Source organism: Allobosea rubneri (assembly GCF_032464875.1).
GTDB classification, from domain to species: domain Bacteria; phylum Pseudomonadota; class Alphaproteobacteria; order Rhizobiales; family Beijerinckiaceae; genus Allobosea; species Allobosea rubneri.
Window position 1 is genome coordinate 75,693 of record NZ_JAWDID010000020.1, and the last position, 17,345, is coordinate 93,037.

General features: G+C 67.2%; 14 protein-coding genes. 7 read left to right on the forward strand and 7 right to left on the reverse strand.

Annotated elements, in window-relative coordinates; translation table 11 throughout:
* Window positions 1-571 precede the first annotated feature (571 nt).
* Entirely contained in the window at window positions 572-1,255 is a 684-nt protein-coding gene (locus RKE40_RS14785; RefSeq protein ID WP_316018995.1) for a Crp/Fnr family transcriptional regulator, read from the forward strand.
* Between the two features lie 24 nt (window positions 1,256-1,279).
* Here RKE40_RS14785 and RKE40_RS14790 read toward each other — a convergent pair whose 3' ends face one another.
* The 3 genes from RKE40_RS14790 to RKE40_RS14800 all read right to left on the reverse strand — a co-directional run bounded on the left by RKE40_RS14790 (window position 1,280) and on the right by RKE40_RS14800 (window position 5,839).
* Window positions 1,280-3,022, reverse strand: coding sequence for an adenylate/guanylate cyclase domain-containing protein (locus tag RKE40_RS14790; protein ID WP_316018996.1), 1,743 nt, complete (start codon window positions 3,020-3,022; stop codon window positions 1,280-1,282).
* Window positions 3,023-3,055: 33 nt separating this feature from the next.
* Window positions 3,056-4,033 carry an ABC transporter substrate-binding protein gene (locus tag RKE40_RS14795; RefSeq protein ID WP_316019010.1) on the reverse strand — a complete coding sequence of 326 codons (978 nt, stop codon included), beginning with the start codon at window positions 4,031-4,033 and terminating at the stop codon, window positions 3,056-3,058.
* 225 nt (window positions 4,034-4,258) lie between these two features.
* Window positions 4,259-5,839 (reverse strand): MFS transporter, encoded by a 1,581-nt coding sequence (locus RKE40_RS14800; RefSeq protein WP_316018997.1) that lies wholly within the window; start codon window positions 5,837-5,839, stop codon window positions 4,259-4,261.
* Window positions 5,840-5,925: 86 nt separating this feature from the next.
* On the opposite strand from RKE40_RS14800, the gene RKE40_RS14805 reads away from it, so the two are divergent.
* The gene (locus tag RKE40_RS14805; protein WP_316018998.1) at window positions 5,926-6,714 is read left to right on the forward strand and encodes a helix-turn-helix transcriptional regulator; all 789 of its coding nucleotides are present in this window, start codon (window positions 5,926-5,928) and stop codon (window positions 6,712-6,714) included.
* 67 nt (window positions 6,715-6,781) lie between these two features.
* Here the strand turns inward: RKE40_RS14805 and tenA are convergent, their stop codons facing one another.
* Together tenA and RKE40_RS14815 are read right to left on the reverse strand one after the other, a co-directional pair.
* Window positions 6,782-7,447, reverse strand: a complete 666-nt coding sequence (gene tenA, locus RKE40_RS14810) for a thiaminase II (RefSeq protein ID WP_316018999.1) — start codon at window positions 7,445-7,447, stop codon at window positions 6,782-6,784.
* A 93-nt stretch (window positions 7,448-7,540) separates the two neighbouring features.
* Window positions 7,541-8,455 carry a MerR family transcriptional regulator gene (locus RKE40_RS14815; RefSeq protein ID WP_316019000.1) on the reverse strand — a complete coding sequence of 305 codons (915 nt, stop codon included), beginning with the start codon at window positions 8,453-8,455 and terminating at the stop codon, window positions 7,541-7,543.
* 188 nt (window positions 8,456-8,643) lie between these two features.
* On the opposite strand from RKE40_RS14815, the gene RKE40_RS14820 reads away from it, so the two are divergent.
* The 5 genes from RKE40_RS14820 to RKE40_RS14840 all read left to right on the forward strand — a co-directional run bounded on the left by RKE40_RS14820 (window position 8,644) and on the right by RKE40_RS14840 (window position 15,184).
* The gene (locus RKE40_RS14820) at window positions 8,644-9,897 is read left to right on the forward strand and encodes a GGDEF domain-containing protein (protein WP_316019001.1); all 1,254 of its coding nucleotides are present in this window, start codon (window positions 8,644-8,646) and stop codon (window positions 9,895-9,897) included.
* An 87-nt stretch (window positions 9,898-9,984) separates the two neighbouring features.
* The gene (locus tag RKE40_RS14825; RefSeq protein WP_316019002.1) at window positions 9,985-10,953 is read left to right on the forward strand and encodes a Gfo/Idh/MocA family protein; all 969 of its coding nucleotides are present in this window, start codon (window positions 9,985-9,987) and stop codon (window positions 10,951-10,953) included.
* A 71-nt stretch (window positions 10,954-11,024) separates the two neighbouring features.
* A complete protein-coding gene (locus RKE40_RS14830; RefSeq protein WP_316019003.1) occupies window positions 11,025-11,591 on the forward strand; it encodes an ImmA/IrrE family metallo-endopeptidase in 567 nt (188 codons plus the stop codon).
* Window positions 11,592-11,657: 66 nt separating this feature from the next.
* Window positions 11,658-12,848 carry a pyridoxal phosphate-dependent aminotransferase gene (locus RKE40_RS14835; protein ID WP_316019004.1) on the forward strand — a complete coding sequence of 397 codons (1,191 nt, stop codon included), beginning with the start codon at window positions 11,658-11,660 and terminating at the stop codon, window positions 12,846-12,848.
* An 86-nt stretch (window positions 12,849-12,934) separates the two neighbouring features.
* The gene (locus tag RKE40_RS14840) at window positions 12,935-15,184 is read left to right on the forward strand and encodes a mechanosensitive ion channel family protein (RefSeq protein WP_316019005.1); all 2,250 of its coding nucleotides are present in this window, start codon (window positions 12,935-12,937) and stop codon (window positions 15,182-15,184) included.
* Window positions 15,185-15,196: 12 nt separating this feature from the next.
* Here RKE40_RS14840 and RKE40_RS14845 read toward each other — a convergent pair whose 3' ends face one another.
* Together RKE40_RS14845 and RKE40_RS14850 are read right to left on the reverse strand one after the other, a co-directional pair.
* The gene (locus tag RKE40_RS14845; protein WP_316019006.1) at window positions 15,197-15,562 is read right to left on the reverse strand and encodes a hypothetical protein; all 366 of its coding nucleotides are present in this window, start codon (window positions 15,560-15,562) and stop codon (window positions 15,197-15,199) included.
* 92 nt (window positions 15,563-15,654) lie between these two features.
* Window positions 15,655-16,593, reverse strand: coding sequence for a cell wall hydrolase (locus tag RKE40_RS14850; protein ID WP_316019007.1), 939 nt, complete (start codon window positions 16,591-16,593; stop codon window positions 15,655-15,657).
* Between the last annotated feature and the right edge of the window lie 752 nt (window positions 16,594-17,345).

Consider the following 17,345-nt stretch of genomic DNA (forward strand, 5'->3'; position numbering starts at 1 on the left):
GATGCTGACATGAGAGCCGAGCGCGGTCCATCTCTATGCGGACGCGCGGCAGAGCCGAAGCCATCGGGCCGGTCACCGGCGAGCGGCCGAACCGGCCTTGATGCGAAGGTGGCTGTCGATATGGGATATTCAGATAAAACAGAGCCGTGTTCGCGTTATTTCGAGTCCCAATAGAGGTTCTCGATGCGCGGTATCCCGATATCGCTCAAAGTGTGGTCGTCGAGGAGCTCCATGCGGGAGGCCGCTCGCCGCTCGGTCCAGAGCCCAGACAGCCTGAGACGAAGGTCCCGCGCTCGGCGCGCAAGCTGCCCCAGAAAGGGGCATTCACCTTGCCGGGCAGTCTGCGCGATATCGCGCAAGGGCTCCAGATCTGCTATTTTCAGGGGTGTTTGATGATAATTCCTCGGTCTGCGCACGATAATTGCTCCCCTCCTGGATCGACTTCTCCCTGACCGCGGGGCAACCCGCGCCGGCTGATCGCAGAGGGTTCTCGGACTTTCCCGCTCCGCGTTCTGTGCGCGGGATCACATAAGCGTCAGCCTGCTCTGTAACCGGTCGTCGAGGTCGCGGGATGAACGAGGCGCGCCAACGCATTGCGAGCCTGCTGTCGGCGAACCCGTTCTTCTCGGGGCTGGTCCCGGGGACGCTCGACCGGATCGCGGCGATCTGCAGGCCGCACCATCTCGCTGCGCGCACGGTCCTGTTCCTCAAGGGCGACACGAGCGACGGTCTCTACGCCATCCGGCGCGGACTGGTCCGCATCGGCACGACGGATGATCTTGGCCAGCAGATGACGATGAACGTTCTCGGCGGCGGCGACGTCTTCGGCGAAATCGCGCTGCTCGACGGTCGCTCGCGAACGGCCGATGCCGTGGCGATCGAGGACACCGAGATGTTCTTCCTGCCGAGGCGCGACTTCCTCGGCTTGCTCAACAGCGAGCCCTCGATCGCGCTGCAGGTGATCGAGCTTCTGTGCGCGCGGCTGCGAGACCTCATCGAACGGATGGAGGAAACGACCTTCCTGCCGGCCGGGACACGGCTTGCTCGCCGGATTCTGCTGCTCGCCACGGATTATGGCGCCGAGGTCCATGCCTCGCAGGACGAATTGGCGGCGCTCGCCGGGGTGACGCGGGAAACGGTCAATCGTCAGCTTCAGAGCTGGAAGCGCGACGGCGTTCTTTCCCTCGGACGCGGGCGGCTGACGATCCACGATCTCGATGGTCTGAGACGGCTCGCCAGGACCGAAGCGTCCTGACTGGGCAGTTCGCGCTTGCCTGCGTCAGCCTCTACTCCGAGGGGGGCTCGTGCAGGCGAACACGGTTACCGGCTGGTCGAACCCCTTCAAGGCGCGAGCGCCGAGCTCGACGAGGGGCAGGCGTGAGGCAACTGCGCCTGCTGCGACGCTGTCGACGAGGATCTCGCCGTCGCCGGCATCGGAGCAGAGCCGTGATGCGAGATTCACGACAGTGCCGATCGCAGTGTAGTCGAGGCGCCCTTCGGAGCCGATCCGGCCGACGGTAGCCGGCCCCATGGCGAGGCCGACCCCGAAACCGAGCCCGTGGTCGAGTTCCTGCCGTTCGGCCAGGAGCTTCTGCACATTCGACTGCATGTCACGGGCCATCTCGATGGCACGCAAGGCCGGATCGGGGCAGGGCACGGGCGCATTGACGAGAATCATCGCACCATCGCCGGAGAAGTTCGTCAGCGTCGCGCCATGCGCGCTGACCACTCTTTCGAGTGCGTCGTAATACTCGCCGAGCAGATGAATGACGGTCTCGGGCTCGGTGCGCGCCGAGAAGGCGGTGAAACCCCGCAGGTCGCAGAACACCACCACCGCTTCGACGCGACGCCCGTCGAGGACATGATCGTCGCCGCTGCGGTCGACCAGTTCGGCCACCTGCGGCGCGAGAAAGCGCTTCAGCCGGCCGATCCGTTCCGAGCGCTCCTGCGAAACCGCGAGCTCGTCCGCCATCTCGTTGAAGCGGCCCGCAAGGCGCTCCAGTTCGTCGCCCGTGGTGATCTCGATCCGGTGGTCGAACTGGCCCGCGCCGATCCTGGCGACTCCGTCTTCGAGCAGCAGGATCGGCCGAGTCATGCGCTGCGTCAGCCAGTAGGCGAGCCCTGCGGCCAGCGCCGCGCCGGCGATGAGCAGGCCCAGCGTGCGCCAGAGCGCCGCGTAGATCGGCCCGAACGCCTCGTCGACAGGTTGCGTGACGATGACGCTCCAGCCGACGGTGGAGACCGGTGCCATCGCTGCCAGCACCGCGCTTCCGGACATGTCGCGGCCGGCGATTGCCTCGCCAGGGCGCGCGAGAATGGCGGCCCTTAGAGACCGGAGCGGCAGTGTCGCGGCGTCATCGGCGCGCAGCACCAGGCTGATGTCGGGATGGGCGATCAGGCGGTCCTGCTGATCGAGCACGAAAGCCTCTCCGGTGCGCCCCACCCTGATCGCGGACACCACATCCCAGATGAATTTGAGGTTGACCTCGGCGATGGCGACGCCGGCAGCCGGGCGGTTGCCTGCGACGGCAACGGTCATGAAGGGCTCCGAGCCGCGCTGAAACGTGACCGGCCCGAACCAGGCCCGCTCCTCGCGCGCCCCTTGCACGGCCGGGTTGGCGGATTGATCGTCGCCTCCCTCGACCTTGTTGAGGCCGATCCGCGATACGAACAGGCGTTCCTTCCCGGCTGCATCGACGAGACCGAGGCTGAGGACGGCGGGGACCTGACGCAGCAGAAGCAGGGCATCGAGCCTGCGCTTCTCGTCGGCTCGCTCCGACCACGGCAGCTGAACGGTCCATCTGAGCTGGTCGCGGATCCCCTCCATGAAATCCTGGATCTTCACCGCAGCCGTCCGCGCTTCGGCATCGAGCAGATCGTTCAGGGCCGCGCGTCGGTCGGCATAGCCGAACCAGGCCTCGCTGCCGCTCGCGATCAGAAGCGGCACGACGACCCCCGCGAACAGGGCGAGGAAGTACCTGCGGAACAGCGATGCCCGCGGAGCGGCGAAGGGTTCGGACACGGTCTTGGCTCATCGGTCAGCGCGCCGGCCAGGTCATTCGATCACGAGGTCGGCACTGCTCAGAAGCGAGGGCGGGAAGGACAGGTCGAGCGCCTTTGCGGCCTTGAGGTTGATGCACATCTCGACTTTCGTGACGCGCTGGACCGGGAGCTCCGAAGGCTTGGCGCCCTTGATGATGCGGCCGGCATAGATGCCGGTATGCCGGTGCGACTGCTCGAAATCGCCGCCATAGCTCATCAGGCCGCCGGCGATCGGGAAGTCGCGGGATTGCGTGATCGCAGGCATGGCATGGGCGATGGCGAGCACGGCCAGTTGCGGACTGCGATAGGCGAAATAAGGGTCGGAGCTGAAGATCAGGCCTCCTGCGCGCATCTGTGCCGCGGCGGCGAACATGGCGCCGAACTCCGGTTCGGTGCTGGCTTCGAGAATGCGCAGTTCGAGGCCGAGGCTGGTGGCGGCCATCAGGAGGTTTCGCAACTGCGAATTCGCCGTGGGGCTGGCGGGGTTGATGGCGGCGGCGAACAGCTTGATGCCCGGGCGCAGCTCGCCCATGAACTCCAGCCGCTTGCGCGAGACCTCGACGCTCAGGCTGGACACGCCCGTGAGATTGCCGGCCGGGCGGGAGAGGCTGTCCACGACGCCCAGGGCGATCGGGTCGCCTCCCATCTCGAAAACCACCGGAATGGTCGATGTCGCGGATTTCGCCGCAAGCGCGACTTCGGCGCCGCCTGGCGCAACGATCACGCTCACCTGGCGCTCGGCCAGTTCCCTGGCCAGCTCCGGCAGCCGGCGGTACTGGCCCTCCGCCCAGCGATACTCGACGTCGACATTGCGCCCTTCCGCATAGCCGGCCTCGGCCAGCCCGGCACGGAAGGCCGCGAGGCGGCTAGCGTAGCGGTCCGGTGTTTCCGAACCGAGATATCCGATCACCGGCAGCGACTGTGCGTGGGACGGCAAAGTCCACGATGCCAGCACGCCGCCACCGAGCGCGATGACCTCGCGCCGTGTCATGCGGACAGCAGTTTCGGCCGAGCCGGAGGGCACGAAACGCAAGGCCGTCTCTCCCAACCAACATTGCCGGTCAGCGAAGGCGCTCGATCCTATCCCAGGTGCTTTGCGGCAGTATAGTCGTCCGCTCGGTCGGCAGGCCCCGGTCGCGGAACAATGACCGTTGTGGCAAGAGCCAAGAGCGAGGTCTCGCTTCCCAGAGCCTGCCACGAGGAGCGGTGCTCGCGGTCACTGGCGCTGTTCACCTGCATCGATAACGCCGACATGCCGCAGCGAAACCGCCGCGAGCAAGGCGAGGGCGGTTACGCTCGCCGCGCTGAACATGGCGGCGGCGCTGAAGCCGGCGGTGAATGCGGCTTGAGCTTCCTCCAGCAGGCCGGCGGGCAGGGGCGGTGCAACTGCTGTGGCTGCCCATAAGCTGTCGGCGACGGCCTCACGCGTCTCGTAGCCGAGCCCCTCCGGGATGCGGTCGAGCATCGTGCGGCGGTAGACCGCGGTGGCGAGGCTGCCGAGCACGGCGATCCCGAGCGATACGCCGAGGTCCTGCACTGTCTCCGACATTGCCGATGCCGAGCCGGCCTTGTCGGCGGGAGCAGAGCCGACAACGAGGTCGGTCCCCAGCGCCGCGATCGTGCCGAGCCCGAGATAGGCCAGCGAGAAGCCGGCGACGACGATCGTAACGCCAGATGCGCCGCCATCCAGATGCGCCAGCATCAGATAGCCGATGACCGACAGGCCCAGCGCTCCGGCGACGACGAAGCCTGGACGAACATGCCGGGCGATCAACGGGGCCGTGACGCCGGCGGCGACCATGGCGAGCGCCGGCGGCCCCATCCAGAAACCGGCGACGCGCGGCGAGAAACCGGCCACGAGCTGCAGATACTGCGTGACGAGCAGCATCGTGCCGCCGACCGCGACGAGGCCGAAGAGGAGCACGATGAGCGCGACGCTGAAGGCCCTGTTGGCGAACAGGGAAACATCGAGCAGCGGATCGGCGAGGCTTCGCTGCCGGCGCACGAACAGCACAGCGAAGACAAGTCCCATCGCGATAGCACCGGAGGGATGAAGTCCGATCCCATCCTTGGCGATCTGTTTGATGCCGTAGACCATGGGCAGCATGGCCGCGAGCGAAAGGCCGACGCTCGCAAGGTCGAGCCTGCCGGCCTGGGGGGCGCGGTATTCCGGGAGCAGCATCGGCGCGAGCAGGAGCAGCAGGCCGATCACCGGTACGGCGACGAGAAACGCCGCTCCCCACCAGAAGCGCTCCAGAACAACGCCGCCGACAACCGGACCCAGCGCCATGCCGAGCGCGAACATGGTCGCCCAGATTCCGAATCCGAGAGCGCGCTGACGCGGGTCCACGAACATGTTGGTGATCAGGGCGAGCGTTGAAGGCATCAGGGTCGCGGCGGCCATGCCGAGCAGGGCACGGGCCGCGATCAGCATGACCGCGCTCGTGGAGAATGCGGCGAATACCGAGGCCACGGCAAAGGCTGCCGCACCCATCATCAGGAGCTTGCGGCGTCCGATCCGGTCGCCGAGCGTGCCCATGGTGATCAGGAATCCCGCGATCATGAAGCCATAGGCATCCATGATCCAGAGTGCCTGCGTGCTGCTCGGTTGCAGATCGGCCGCGAGGGCCGGCAGAGCCAAATGGAGGAGCGTCAGATCCAGGCCGAGCAGGATCGTCGGCAATGCCAGCAGGGCCAGCCCGAACCATGCGCGCGCGCCTGCCGTCGTCGCTGACGAAGCGGCCTCTTCGGCCGTTGCCTTGGAAAGTGGAAGATCGAAATTGTCCCGCGAAGTCATGCTGCCTCCTTGTCGCGGGTCGACTTTCGAGGCAGATTTATCCTGTTACAAGATTGCAATTTATCCTGTTACTAAAGGCAATGGCCTTGTCCGATCGCACTCTGGCTCGCACGCGAACCGACCTTTCCAACTTCCTGACGGGTCGCAGGAAAAAGCTCTCGCCGGTCGATGCTGGGCTGCCCTTGTCCGGCCCGCGCCGTACGCCCGGCCTGCGGCGGGAGGAGGTGGCCGCGCTCGCGGGCGTCGGCCTCACCTGGTACACATGGTTCGAGCAGGGGCGCGACATCCAGGTGTCGGAGAGCTTTCTGCTCAAGGTGGCGAAGGCACTGAAGCTGGACGATGCCGAGTGCGCCCATCTCTTTCTTCTGGCTCACAGGCGACCGCCGCCGGCCGAAGCCTATCAATGGCCATCCGTCAGCACGCTGATCCAGACCTTGCTGGATGAACTCGCCCGGCCTGCTTATGTCGCCAATCTGCGCTGGGACGTGGTGGCCTGGAACGCGGCCGCCGACGAACTGTTCGGCTTCGCCGGACGCGGGCAAGCCGAGCGCAACATCATGCGCCTGGCTTTCGCCGATCCGGAGTTCCGTCGGCGCCTTCCGCACTGGCGTGAGGAAGCGCCGAGATTGCTGGCGCAGTTTCGCTACGATTTGGCGACGGCGCCAGACGATCCGGCTATGCTCGGCCTGATCGATGAGTTGAAAAGGCTGTCCGCGGATTTTCGCCGCTGGTTCGAGCAGACGAGCACGGAGGAGTATGCTCGGGGGATCGGCGCCATCCTGAAACCGGATGGAAGCCAATCCGACTTCGCCCATGAAACGCTGATTGTGGACGAGTACCGGCACCTGAAAATGGTGATCCACTTTCAGAAATAGCTCGTTCTCGGGGCTTCTGGTCGCCGTTCGCTTGGACCAAGCGAACGCGCTGGGGACGAATGAGAGGCTACCTCGCTCCATCCAGCCCCATCTGCCAGAAATCGGCTTCGAGCCGCGAGGCCTTGCCGAACAGGGCTGCGAGGTCGGCGAAGCGCCGTTCTGTCATGGCACGGGCGGCAAGTTCGTCGAGATGGCGGCGGGCGTCGCGGGCGACGTTCTGGAAGGCTTCGCCGGCATATTCGCCGATCCATTCGCGATAAGGGTGGCTTTCGAGCGCCGGGCCGATTGCGGCGGCAAGGCGGGCTCCGATCTCGGCATAGCCGATGACGCAGGGCGCCAGCGCGACATGCAGGTCGAGCAGGTCGCCGGACTGGCCGCAATCGAGCACATAGCGGGTGTAGGCGACCGTCGCCTGGTGCTCGGGCGCCGCTTCGAGATCGGCCGGCGACAGACCCCAGCGACCGCAAAGGCGGATGTGCAGGTCCATTTCGAGATCGAGGATCGCCGAGAGACCGGCCTTGGCCGCCCGCATGTCGGCGAGCGTGCGGCTCTTATAGGTCGCCAGCGCATAGGCACGCGCGAACTGGATCAGGAAGAGGTAGTCCTGGGCGAGATAGGTGCGGAAGGCGGCCTGCGGCAGCGAGCCGTCGCCCATCTGCCGCAGGAAGTCATGCTCGACATAGGCCGCCCAGTCTGCTGCGGCTGCGACTTTCAGCCTGTCGAAGATATCCACGGCGGCACCTCGTTCCCGGAGACGGAATCGGGCGCAGTGATAGCCAGCGCGGCGACGCGACGGAAGCGCCTGGGGGGCCGGCCGCCCGTGCGCCTAAAGCGCGAGCGCCGCCAGCGCCTCGTTGATCCACCACCATTCGCGCCCGGGCGCGTCTTCGCCGCGCAGGATGGCGAGCAACTGCTGATAGCGCAGCGATCGGTCGTGATGGCGGCGATACTGGTCGAGATGCCAGTCCCGAAAGCTCGCGTCCGGCGCGCGCTTCATCGCCTTCGCCGAGGCGTCCAGCCAGTCGCGGGCGATAGCCAGGCCGCTCTGCGAATCCGGAGTCTCGCCCTTCGCCATGGCCAGGCGAATGGCGGCGAATATCCGCTCTGCTGCGGCGTGATAGGCGGCCGGATCGAAATCCGCGGTCCACATCGTCGTGGAATCCGCCTTGGCGCTGGCGATGAGGGCAGGGTCCGTCAGCATCGCCCTGAGTTCGGCGAAGGCGTCGATCTGTTCCGGCGTGGGATCTTCGGGCAGCTCCGGAGTGCCGGCCGCGAGGGCCTCGCGCTTCCATTCGGGGCTGATCCTGTCACCGGTGACTTCCTCGAAGAAGCGCTCGGTCAGGCTGCGCATGTCGGCATTGGACAGGCTGGTCATCGTCCACAGTCTCCTGATGTCGTCCGGGGTGGGCTCGGGGTGGCGCAGTGCGGCGCGCAAGGTCGCGGCGATGCGCCGCTTTCCGGCGATCTCGGCTTCGAGCGCCGACAGCCGTAGCGCCAGCAGTTCGGCGAGCGAGGTCTTGCGGGCGAGGATGCCGCGGATCGCCGCGAGGCTGGCTCCCATGGCGCGTAGTGCCTGGATCAGCGCGAGCCGCGCCGCATCGGAATCCGAATAGACGCGGTAGTTCGCCATGGTCCGGCTGGCCGGCGGCAGCAGGCCCTTGTCGGAATAGAAGCGGATGCGCCGCACCGGCACGCCGCTGAGGCCGGAGAGCTCGCCGATCGTGTAGCGTTGGTCTGTCATGGAAAGGTTCGTAGCGTCTCCATCTGATGGAGGGTCAAGCGGCGCGCGATGCCTCTCGCGAGATCGTTCGAATGCGCGGCAATTGCGCAAGCGGCCCGAAACCTTCCCGGCTGAAACTGCAGAGGCGCATCCGCTTCCGTTGAGCCGCGTCAAACTCCCATTAGCTTGTCGTGGCCAGGATCGCGCACGTGCAGAGCCCCCGAAACAGTTTCGCGCCCGGACGGGAGGTGCCCGCCGAGGCGCCGCCGCAGCGCGCTGCTTCACGGTGGCGCATCGACGGCCTGCATTTCGAGCCCAAGCTGGAGCACGAGTACCGCCTGCACATGCGGGCCGACCAGCGCACCAGCACGCTGGTCTGCCTGATCACGGCGCTCGGCATCTGGCTGATCTTCATCGGGCTCGATCTGACGCGGCTCGATGGCTGGGCGGCGATGCTCGCCGGGGACCGGGACGTGCCGCTCGCGATCACGCTGCGGCTGGTGACGCTGGGCGTCCTCCTGATCCAGATCAGCATGCTGGCGACGCAGCACCTGCCCAGCGCCTATCACCGGCTCTCGATGCTGGTGCTCGCCCTGATCGGCGCGACAAGCACCTTCATCGCCAACATGTTCAAGCTGCGTGGGCTGCCACAGGCGGATATCGCCCAGCTGGTCATCATCGCCGCCGTCTTCCTGCCGGTCGGGCTGACCTTCCTGCAAAGCTCCGCGGTCGCGCTGTTCGTCGCGCTGTTCACCGCGGCGCTCGGCTTCGTCATGCTGCGCGAGCCCGCTCATCTCACCGAGCACATCCGGCTCTCGATCCTGCTGTTCTTCGCGGTCTTCGTCGGCGGCGTCGGCGCCTGGCTGCGCGAGCGCGCCCAGCGTGACCAGTTCCTGCTGCGGAGAATGCTGCACGATCATGCGATGTCGGACCCGCTGACCGGAATCGCCAATCGCCGTGGGTTCGAAGACAATGTCTCCTCGGCCTTGCAGCAGGCGCGCCGCGACGGCGTTCCGATCGTCTTCGCCATCCTCGATGTCGATCATTTCAAACGCTACAACGACTATTACGGCCACCAGGCCGGCGACGAGGCGCTGCGTCTGATCGCCGGTACGATCGCCACGGCCGGACGCAGGCCGATGGACCTGGCCGGGCGGCTCGGTGGCGAGGAGTTCGGCCTGCTGCTCTACGATGTCGCTCCGGACAAAGGTTTGGCGCGGCTCGAAAAGCTGGTCGCCGCAATAGAAGAGCTACGGATCGAACACGCGGCGTCGCCGACCGCCGATCACATTACGATCAGTATCGGCGCGACGGCGTTCGATGGCCGCGAGCTGATGCCCGAGCTCTACCGGCGTGCCGATGCGGCGCTCTATGCCAGCAAGGCGCTGGGCCGGAACCGCGTCGAGTTCAGCGCGACCACCAAGGTCGAGGCGCTCTCCATGGAGACCCGCCGCCGGGCCTGAGGGCAGGCGGTCGTGCACGGATCCACCTGTCTCGCCGCCGCGACACCTGCTATGCGGTGCGCTCCTTCAGCAAAGAGGCCGCCTCCCATGCCTGCACCCGTCTCCATCGGCATCGTCGGCGCCGGCATCATGGGCGAGCGCATGCTGCGCGCCGTGCTCGACCAGTCGCCCGATCTCGTCCGTGTCGCCGGCATCTGGGACCCTTCGGCCGAGGCTATGGCAAGAATCGGCGGAGTGCTGCCGCAGGTCACTGCCCTCCGCGATGCAGCGGCGGTGGTCGCGGCCAGCGACTGCGTCTATGTTGCCTCGCCGCCGGCCTCGCATCTCGGCCACGCCCGCGCCGCGCTTGGCGCCGGCCGCAGCGTGTTCTGCGAGAAGCCGCTCGCGGTCGACCTCGCCGATGCCCGCGCCTTCGTCGCCGAGGCCGGCGGGCGCGGGGCGGTGAACTTCCCCTTCGCCTCTTCGCCGGCGGTCGCGACCCTTGCCGACTGGATCGCGAAGGGCGAACTCGGCACCCTCCGCAAGGTCTCGATCGAGGTCGCTTTCGCGCGCTGGCCGCGGCCTTGGCAGGCGGATGCTGCCGGCTGGCTCGACCGGCGGGAGCAGGGCGGCTTTACCCGCGAGGTCGTCTCGCATTTCCTGTTCCTGAGCCGGCGCCTGATAGGGCCGCTGCACGGGCTCGAAGCGAGCGCGAGCTTCCCTGAGGCGGGCCGTTCGGAGCGCGCGATCGCGGCGAAGCTCCTGGCCGGCGAGCTTCCTCTGACCCTGACGGGCGGTGTCAGCACGACCGCCAAGGACGACCACAACATCTGGATGCTTGAAGGCGACAAGGGAGCGGTGCGGCTCTGCGACTGGTCGCTGGCCGAGCGGCGCCTGCCGGACGGTTCCTGGCAGCGTGCGCCCGATGCGCTGTCGCAGCTCGAAGCGCGGCCGGTCTCGCTGAAGCGCCAGCTCGAAGGCGTCGCCAGGCTGACCCGCGGCGAGCCTCACCAGCTCGCGACGCTTCAGGAGGCACTCGACGTGCAGGAAATCGTCGAGGCGATCCTGGCGAGCTGAGGCGTTCCGCGCGGTTCATTGAGCCGCAGCGGCGCGAGCGGTATGATGGGCTTGCCTTCGGAGGCTCGCCCATGCGTCACGCCTTCCTGACCGACGAGCAGATCGACGCGCGCGCTCTGGCGCATCGGCGCGGGCTCGGCTTTCGCGACGATCGGGCCATCGACTTTGCCAAGTTGATGGCCAGGCTGAAGGCACGCTATCCGAACTTCACCTATGAGCGCGTCGCCGATGACAGCCTCGGCGAAGCCGAGGCGCAATGGGATTCACAGGCCAAGCGCCTGCTGATCACGGACACCGTGTTCGACGGCGCGGAACGCGGCGAGGGCAGGGCGCTGATGGCGGTGGCGCACGCCGTCGGCCATGCTTTGCTCGGCCACGAAGGCACGTTCAATCGCAGCCCTGCGGGCAGCCCGGCGGAGCGCTTCTCGCCGAAGCTGCGGTCGATGGAATATCAGGCCCGGCGCTACGCCGCCGCCTTCCTGATCCCCGATACGCCGGCCGTGCGGGCGCTGGACGCGACAGGGCTGAGCCGGCGCTATCATGTCAGCATGAGCGCCGCGATCGTCCGACACAGCGAGTTGCGCTCGGGAGAGAACGCCTCCGTGTCGCCCTCGCGACCGGGTGGGGTTGCGGGCTGAGCGGCTTGCGATCCGCGCGCCGTCGGGGCATGGCTCGGCGCAACGCCAATCTCGTCGAGGCCACGCATGACCATTGCCGCAACCGGCACGCCGCCGGCGCCGAAACCCGCCGCGCGGGCGGAAGCCGTCGCTCCCTTCATCGTCATGGACGTGATGAATGCCGCCGAGGCGATCGAACGGCGGGGCGGCTCGGTGGTCCATATGGAGGTCGGCCAGCCTTCGGCGCCGACGCCGGCAAGCATCCGCGCCGCGACGGCGCGGGCGCTCGACGAAGGGCGTATCGGCTATACGCAGGCGCTCGGAATCGGTTCGCTGCGTGCCCGCATCGCCCGGCATTATCGCGAGGCCTATGGCGTCGAGGTGCCGGCCGAGCGGGTGATCGTCACCACGGGCTCGTCGGGCGGCTTCATCCTGTCCTTTCTCGCCTGTTTCGAGCCGGGTGCGCGCATCGCGATCACGGCGCCGGGCTACCCGGCCTATCGCAACATCCTGGTGGCGCTCGGGCTTGAGCCGGTCGCGATCCCGGTCGGGCCGGAGACGCGCTACGCGCTGACGCCCGAGCTGATCGCCAGGGCGCATGCCGAGGCGCCGCTCGCCGGCGTACTGACGATGAGCCCGGCCAATCCGACCGGCGTGGTGATGACGCCGGAGGCGATCGCTGCCGTCGCGGCCGAATGCCGGCGGCTCGGCCTCTGGTACATTTCGGACGAGATCTATCACGGCCTGACCTACGACCAGCCGGCGACCACGGCGCTTTCCGCCGATCAGGACGCGATCGTCGTCAACTCCTTCTCGAAGTACTACTGCATGACCGGCTGGCGCGTCGGCTGGCTGGTGGTGCCGGAGCGGCTGGTCCGGACGATCGAGCGGCTGCAGCAGAATCTCTCGATCTCGGTGCCGATGCTGAGCCAGGTGGCGGGCGAGGCGGCTTTCGACGCGACAGCCGAATGCGAGGCGATCAAGGAAGGCTACGCCGCCAATCGCGCCTATCTGCTCAAGGCGCTGCCGGAAATCGGGCTGGGCGACTTCCTGCCGGTCGACGGCGCGTTCTACATCTATCTCGACATCGGCAAGTACTCGAACGATTCCATGAGCTTCTGCCGCGACGCTCTCGAACAGGCCGGGGTCGCGATCACGCCCGGGCTGGATTTCGACGAGGGGCGCGGGGCGCGCACCGTGCGGCTTTCCTTCGCCGGGTCGCTGGCGGAATGCGAGGATGCGGTGGCACGGCTCGGGCGCTGGCTCAAGACACGCTGATCTTGCTTGCCAATTCAGGCCGAGCGGCAGCAATCTGAACTCACGAGCAGGGGGACGGAATGCGTCGGAAGTGGATTGGTCCGGGAATGGCTGCAGCCCGCTGGCTCCTGCTGGCGACGATGGCCTTGGCTTTCGCCGGGCCGGCGGCGGCGCAGACCAATGCTGCGCCGGGAGAACCGCTGCTCTTGACGCTGCGCGGCGACGAGACGCCGGAGACGGTCCGCAAGCTTGTCGATGCACTTTCAGCCGGCGGACGCCGGGTCGAGGTCCGGATCGGCGGGGTGCCGGCCGATTCGCCAGCGCCTGCCGCCGCCCCGGCCTCCCCGGCGGGGAAAGCGGCTACCGTACCGAAGCCGCCGCCCGCGCCGTCCGCGGTGGAGACGGCAGACACCCAGGCCGAAGCTCTGGTGGATTATTTCGTCTCGGGCCTCGACTACGGCCGTGCCGCCATTCCGAGCGTTCGCTTCCTGCCGGACGACTGGCTGCGGAGCTGGTCGCTGAACCAGAATGCGTCGCCGACGACGCGCCTCTTCGCCTCTCTGGCCCTGGCTCTCGGCATCGCCCTGCTGTTCCGCTTCGCCACGGTGCGCTGGTTCGCCGCAAGGATGAGGCCGCGCGCCGAATATTTCACAGCAAGGCTGATCGCTTCCGGCTTCGGCCTGCTGCAGGACCTGCTGACGATCGCGCTGGGCCTCGTCGTGGCGCGGCTCGCCGGCAGCTACTGGCTGCCCTCGGATGATCTTGCGGCCCATGCCCTGCATGGGATCACCAACGGCACGGCGGTCGGCGCGACCTATGTCGCGACCGGCCGTTTCCTGCTCGCCCCGGGCCAGCCCGGACGCCGGCTGATGCCGCTGCCGCGGGCCGAGCGGCATTTTCGGCTGCTTTGTACCTACGCCGTGCTCGTGCCGGTCTTCATCGTCGCCGCCCTGCTGGCGCATCGTGTTTCCGGTGGGCCGGAGCCGGTCGCCGGGCTGGTGACGCTCAGCGGCTTCGTGCTCGCCGCCTACAAGATCTGGTGGTTCGTCGACGCCCGCTACGACCTGACAGCGCTCGTCCTCAGCGGCAGCGCTGAGCCCGGCCCCGGTCGCAGGTTCCTGGCGCAGGCGATGCCCTGGATCTATGTCGCGATCGCAGTCGTGCTCTGGATGGTCGGGCGCGCGGCGGCGATGATGCCGAATGGCGGCCGTTGGTCCGAGGCGGCCGAGCTTACGCAGATCATCGTCGTGCTGGCGCCGATCCTTTCTGTCGGAGTGAACAGCCTGCTGACCTGCCGTCAGGCGCGCCGCGCCGCCATTGCCAGGCCGACGCCGCTGGCGCAGGCGCTCGGCCATGCCGTGCGCGCGGCCGCCGGCGGCGTGATGTGGGCCGGTGGCTTCTATCTGGTGGCGCGCATCTGGGCCGGCCTGCTCTTCGGCATGAGTTCCGGCCAGTTCGGTCAGATCTCCCGCCAGATCGCCAGCATTGCCGTGCTGGCTTTCGCAGGCTGGGTCGTGATGGTCTTCCTGCGCGGCTTCTTCGACGCCTATGCGCCGCGTCCACGATCCACTGGTCCGGTGGACGAGGACGTGATGCCGGAAGACAACATCCCGTCGCGGCTGGCGACGGTGATGCCGGTGTTGCGCGGCGTCGTGCTGACGGCCGTGATCGGCCTGACCATCCTGGTGCTGCTGTCGCGGCTTGGTGTCGATATCGGACCGCTGCTGGCCGGCTTCGGCATTCTCGGCCTCGCCATCTCCTTCGGCTCGCAGGCGCTGGTGCGCGATATCGTCTCCGGCTTCTTCTTCATGCTGGAGGATGCTTTCCGCGTCGGCGAGTATGTCGATACCGGCCGCCTAAAGGGCACGGTCGAGAAGATTTCGCTGCGCTCGATGCAGCTGCGCCACCAGAGCGGGCAGATCCACACCGTGCCATTCGGGCAGGTGCAATCGCTGACCAATGCCAGCCGCGACTGGGCGACGGTGAAGTTCAACGTCCGGCTCGATCATTCCGCCGATATCGAGAAAGCGCGCAAGACGATCAAGAAGGTCGGTCTCGCTCTGCTTGAGGATCCCGAATTCGGCCCGCACTTCATCGCCCAGCTCAAGATGCAGGGCGTCGCCGACATCACCGATGCGGCGATCGTGATCCGGCTGAAATTTACCTCCAAGCCGACCCAGGCCTCGATGCTGCAGCGCGAGGCGCTGAAGCGGGTCTATCGCGGGCTGATCGAGGCGGAGGTGCCGTTCGCCTCGACCGCGGTGACGGTGCGCGAAGGCGGTGGCAAGGGGGCCGCGGGGGCGGCTGCGATTACTGCGGTGGCGCCGCCATCGCCGCTCGCACCGGCGGCGGAGTAAGGCCCGGCCGGATCAGCGGCCGAGCTCGAGCATGAAGAAGAAGCCGAAGCCGATCACCGTCAGCAGCACGCCGAAGCCGGCGGCGAGGCGTGCCGCCGAAAGCTGACGGCTGAAGGCCGTGCGCTGCTCGGCCCGGTCGCTGGCGTGCTCGCGCCCATGCTTGCGGAACTGGCTCGCGTAGAGATCGGGCGTCATCTGCGGGCCGATCGGCAGATTGCCCTCGAGCTCGAAGCGTACCGCGACGAACAGCACGAAGAGGCCGAGCAGGCCGACCCCGAACCAGCCGATCGCCTGCAAGGCCAGCCAGGCGAGGCCGAGCAGGCCGGCTCCGCACAAGGCAGAGAGGATGAGGCGTTCGGGACTGCGCGGCGGCGGCATGACGGCTCCGCATGCTGAGGGAGACCGCAGCCAGTTCCGCATTCCGGCGCCGTAAGGTCAAGGCCGGCAACAGGTTTCTGCCAGCCAGTGCGTCACCGAGCCTGCGCAACCCTGCTGGGCTCCAGGCTGTAGAAGATGTGCCGGCCGATCACATCCATCTTCCTGAGCTTCTTCGCCCAACGGGGCGACACGTAGTCAGCATGGTAATGGGTCGAGGCGGCGACCTCGGTCAGATAGATCTTCCCCTCGTAGACCTCCTGCGCGATGCGCTTGGCTATCTCCCAGGACTCGGGCTCCTTTATGCGCAGCGATTTGCCCTCGCAGGCGAAGGTGAACTGGCAGGCGAGCTTGCGGTGCCGGTTCTGGTAAACGACGCCGCAGACGGAGGTCGGGTAGACCCCGCTCTTGACGCGGTTGAGCACGACCTGGGCGACTGCGGCGCGACCTTCTTCCGGCTCTGAGCGCGCCTCGAAATAGACCGCCTCGGCCAGGCACCGCTGTTCACGCTCCATGTCCTCGGACTTGATCAGCCCGGCATAGAGCAGTTGCGGCTCCTGCTCTCTTGTACCCGTTGGCGTCAGTGACGCGGCAGCATGGGCGGTGCGCTCGCTCATCGGCGTTGCCGAGCCCTGTGCTGGGGCTTGAGCCACCACCGGCGTGGCGCCGTCGCCGGTCGGCGGCGCTATCGTCGGGGGCGACAAGGGCTCCGGCGGATCGGATTCGGTTTGCTGGTCGCCGCGTGGTTGCGGGAGAATGTCATGCAGCGGGCTCCGGTGCTCTTCGCCCTGGAGCGCGTCGAAGGAGAGGCTCGCTGTGGTCAGCGCAGTCGTGAGATCGGGCTTGCCGAAAAAGCCGGCCTCGCCGGCATCGACGCCGATCAGGTGTATCGGCTTGCCGGGAAAGGGAAGCAGGTCGCGGTTGATGCCGAGCGGTATTGCGGGGAAGGCTGGCAGCGTGGCCGGGGCGGTCTTCGCGGGCAGCGCGACAAAAGCCGCGAGCGCAAGCGACGCCGCCGGGGCGAGGCGCTTCATGGGGAACTCCGGGATCGGGGACAGGCCGAGCCTTTGCGGCACCGAGGGATCGGCGGCAGGGTCAGCGGCTTTCTTGGCCTGGTCTGCTTGGAGGGCTTGCGGCGGGGCGCACTGGCGCTTCACCAACCGCGATGAGACGAGCGACCGCGCGCCTAGCGGCACGGCCATTCTGCGTACTTGCCGACTGACACTCAGGAGCGCCGCGAGCCTGCGATGGATCGCAGGTCATTCGTCGCGGCTGGACCGGGTAGGCAGTGCGCTCTCGCGCGTCGTCACCGATAAGCGGAGTCGTGACGTAGGCGGGGGGGTGATCCTGTCTCTTGCGGTGACCGAAGAGTGGATCATCAGAGAAGCGGCTGCGCTAGCGGTGCGCAATCCAGAGTAGTCGATAGTGAACCCGAAATTCCTTGTAGCGGCTTATTTGATTATTACCTTACGTCAATATTCTATAGCCTCCTGTGTCGCGTTTTCTGTCTCGAATTACGTTCGCTATGGGCATCGAGTTCGACGACTTTGTGGCCGTTTCGAGCCAATGACGGTTTTTCGGGCGGCGTTTTGTCTCACCACGGGCGGCGCCCAAGTCGGGCCCGCGTCCCGGCAGCCCGCGGCTTCCCTTGCGCCATGAAAAAGGTTGGGCCATTGGGCTCGCGTCGCGGATGCGATGCGGCGGTGGCCGATGCGCTTTAGGCTCCACCGATCCAGCCCAGCGGATCAGGGAGAAGAGCGATGGAGTGCTTTGTTGGCTTGGACGT

Coding starts and splice junctions, on each gene's coding strand:
- RKE40_RS14785 (WP_316018995.1), top strand. CDS start 572: ATGAACGAGGCGCGCCAACGCATTGCGAGCCTGCTGTCGGCGAACCCG.
- RKE40_RS14795 (WP_316019010.1), bottom strand. CDS start 4,033: ATGACACGGCGCGAGGTCATCGCGCTCGGTGGCGGCGTGCTGGCATCG.
- RKE40_RS14800 (WP_316018997.1), bottom strand. CDS start 5,839: ATGACTTCGCGGGACAATTTCGATCTTCCACTTTCCAAGGCAACGGCC.
- RKE40_RS14815 (WP_316019000.1), bottom strand. CDS start 8,455: ATGACAGACCAACGCTACACGATCGGCGAGCTCTCCGGCCTCAGCGGC.
- RKE40_RS14825 (WP_316019002.1), top strand. CDS start 9,985: ATGCCTGCACCCGTCTCCATCGGCATCGTCGGCGCCGGCATCATGGGC.
- RKE40_RS14830 (WP_316019003.1), top strand. CDS start 11,025: ATGCGTCACGCCTTCCTGACCGACGAGCAGATCGACGCGCGCGCTCTG.
- RKE40_RS14835 (WP_316019004.1), top strand. CDS start 11,658: ATGACCATTGCCGCAACCGGCACGCCGCCGGCGCCGAAACCCGCCGCG.
- RKE40_RS14840 (WP_316019005.1), top strand. CDS start 12,935: ATGGCTGCAGCCCGCTGGCTCCTGCTGGCGACGATGGCCTTGGCTTTC.
- RKE40_RS14845 (WP_316019006.1), bottom strand. CDS start 15,562: ATGCCGCCGCCGCGCAGTCCCGAACGCCTCATCCTCTCTGCCTTGTGC.
- RKE40_RS14850 (WP_316019007.1), bottom strand. CDS start 16,593: ATGAAGCGCCTCGCCCCGGCGGCGTCGCTTGCGCTCGCGGCTTTTGTC.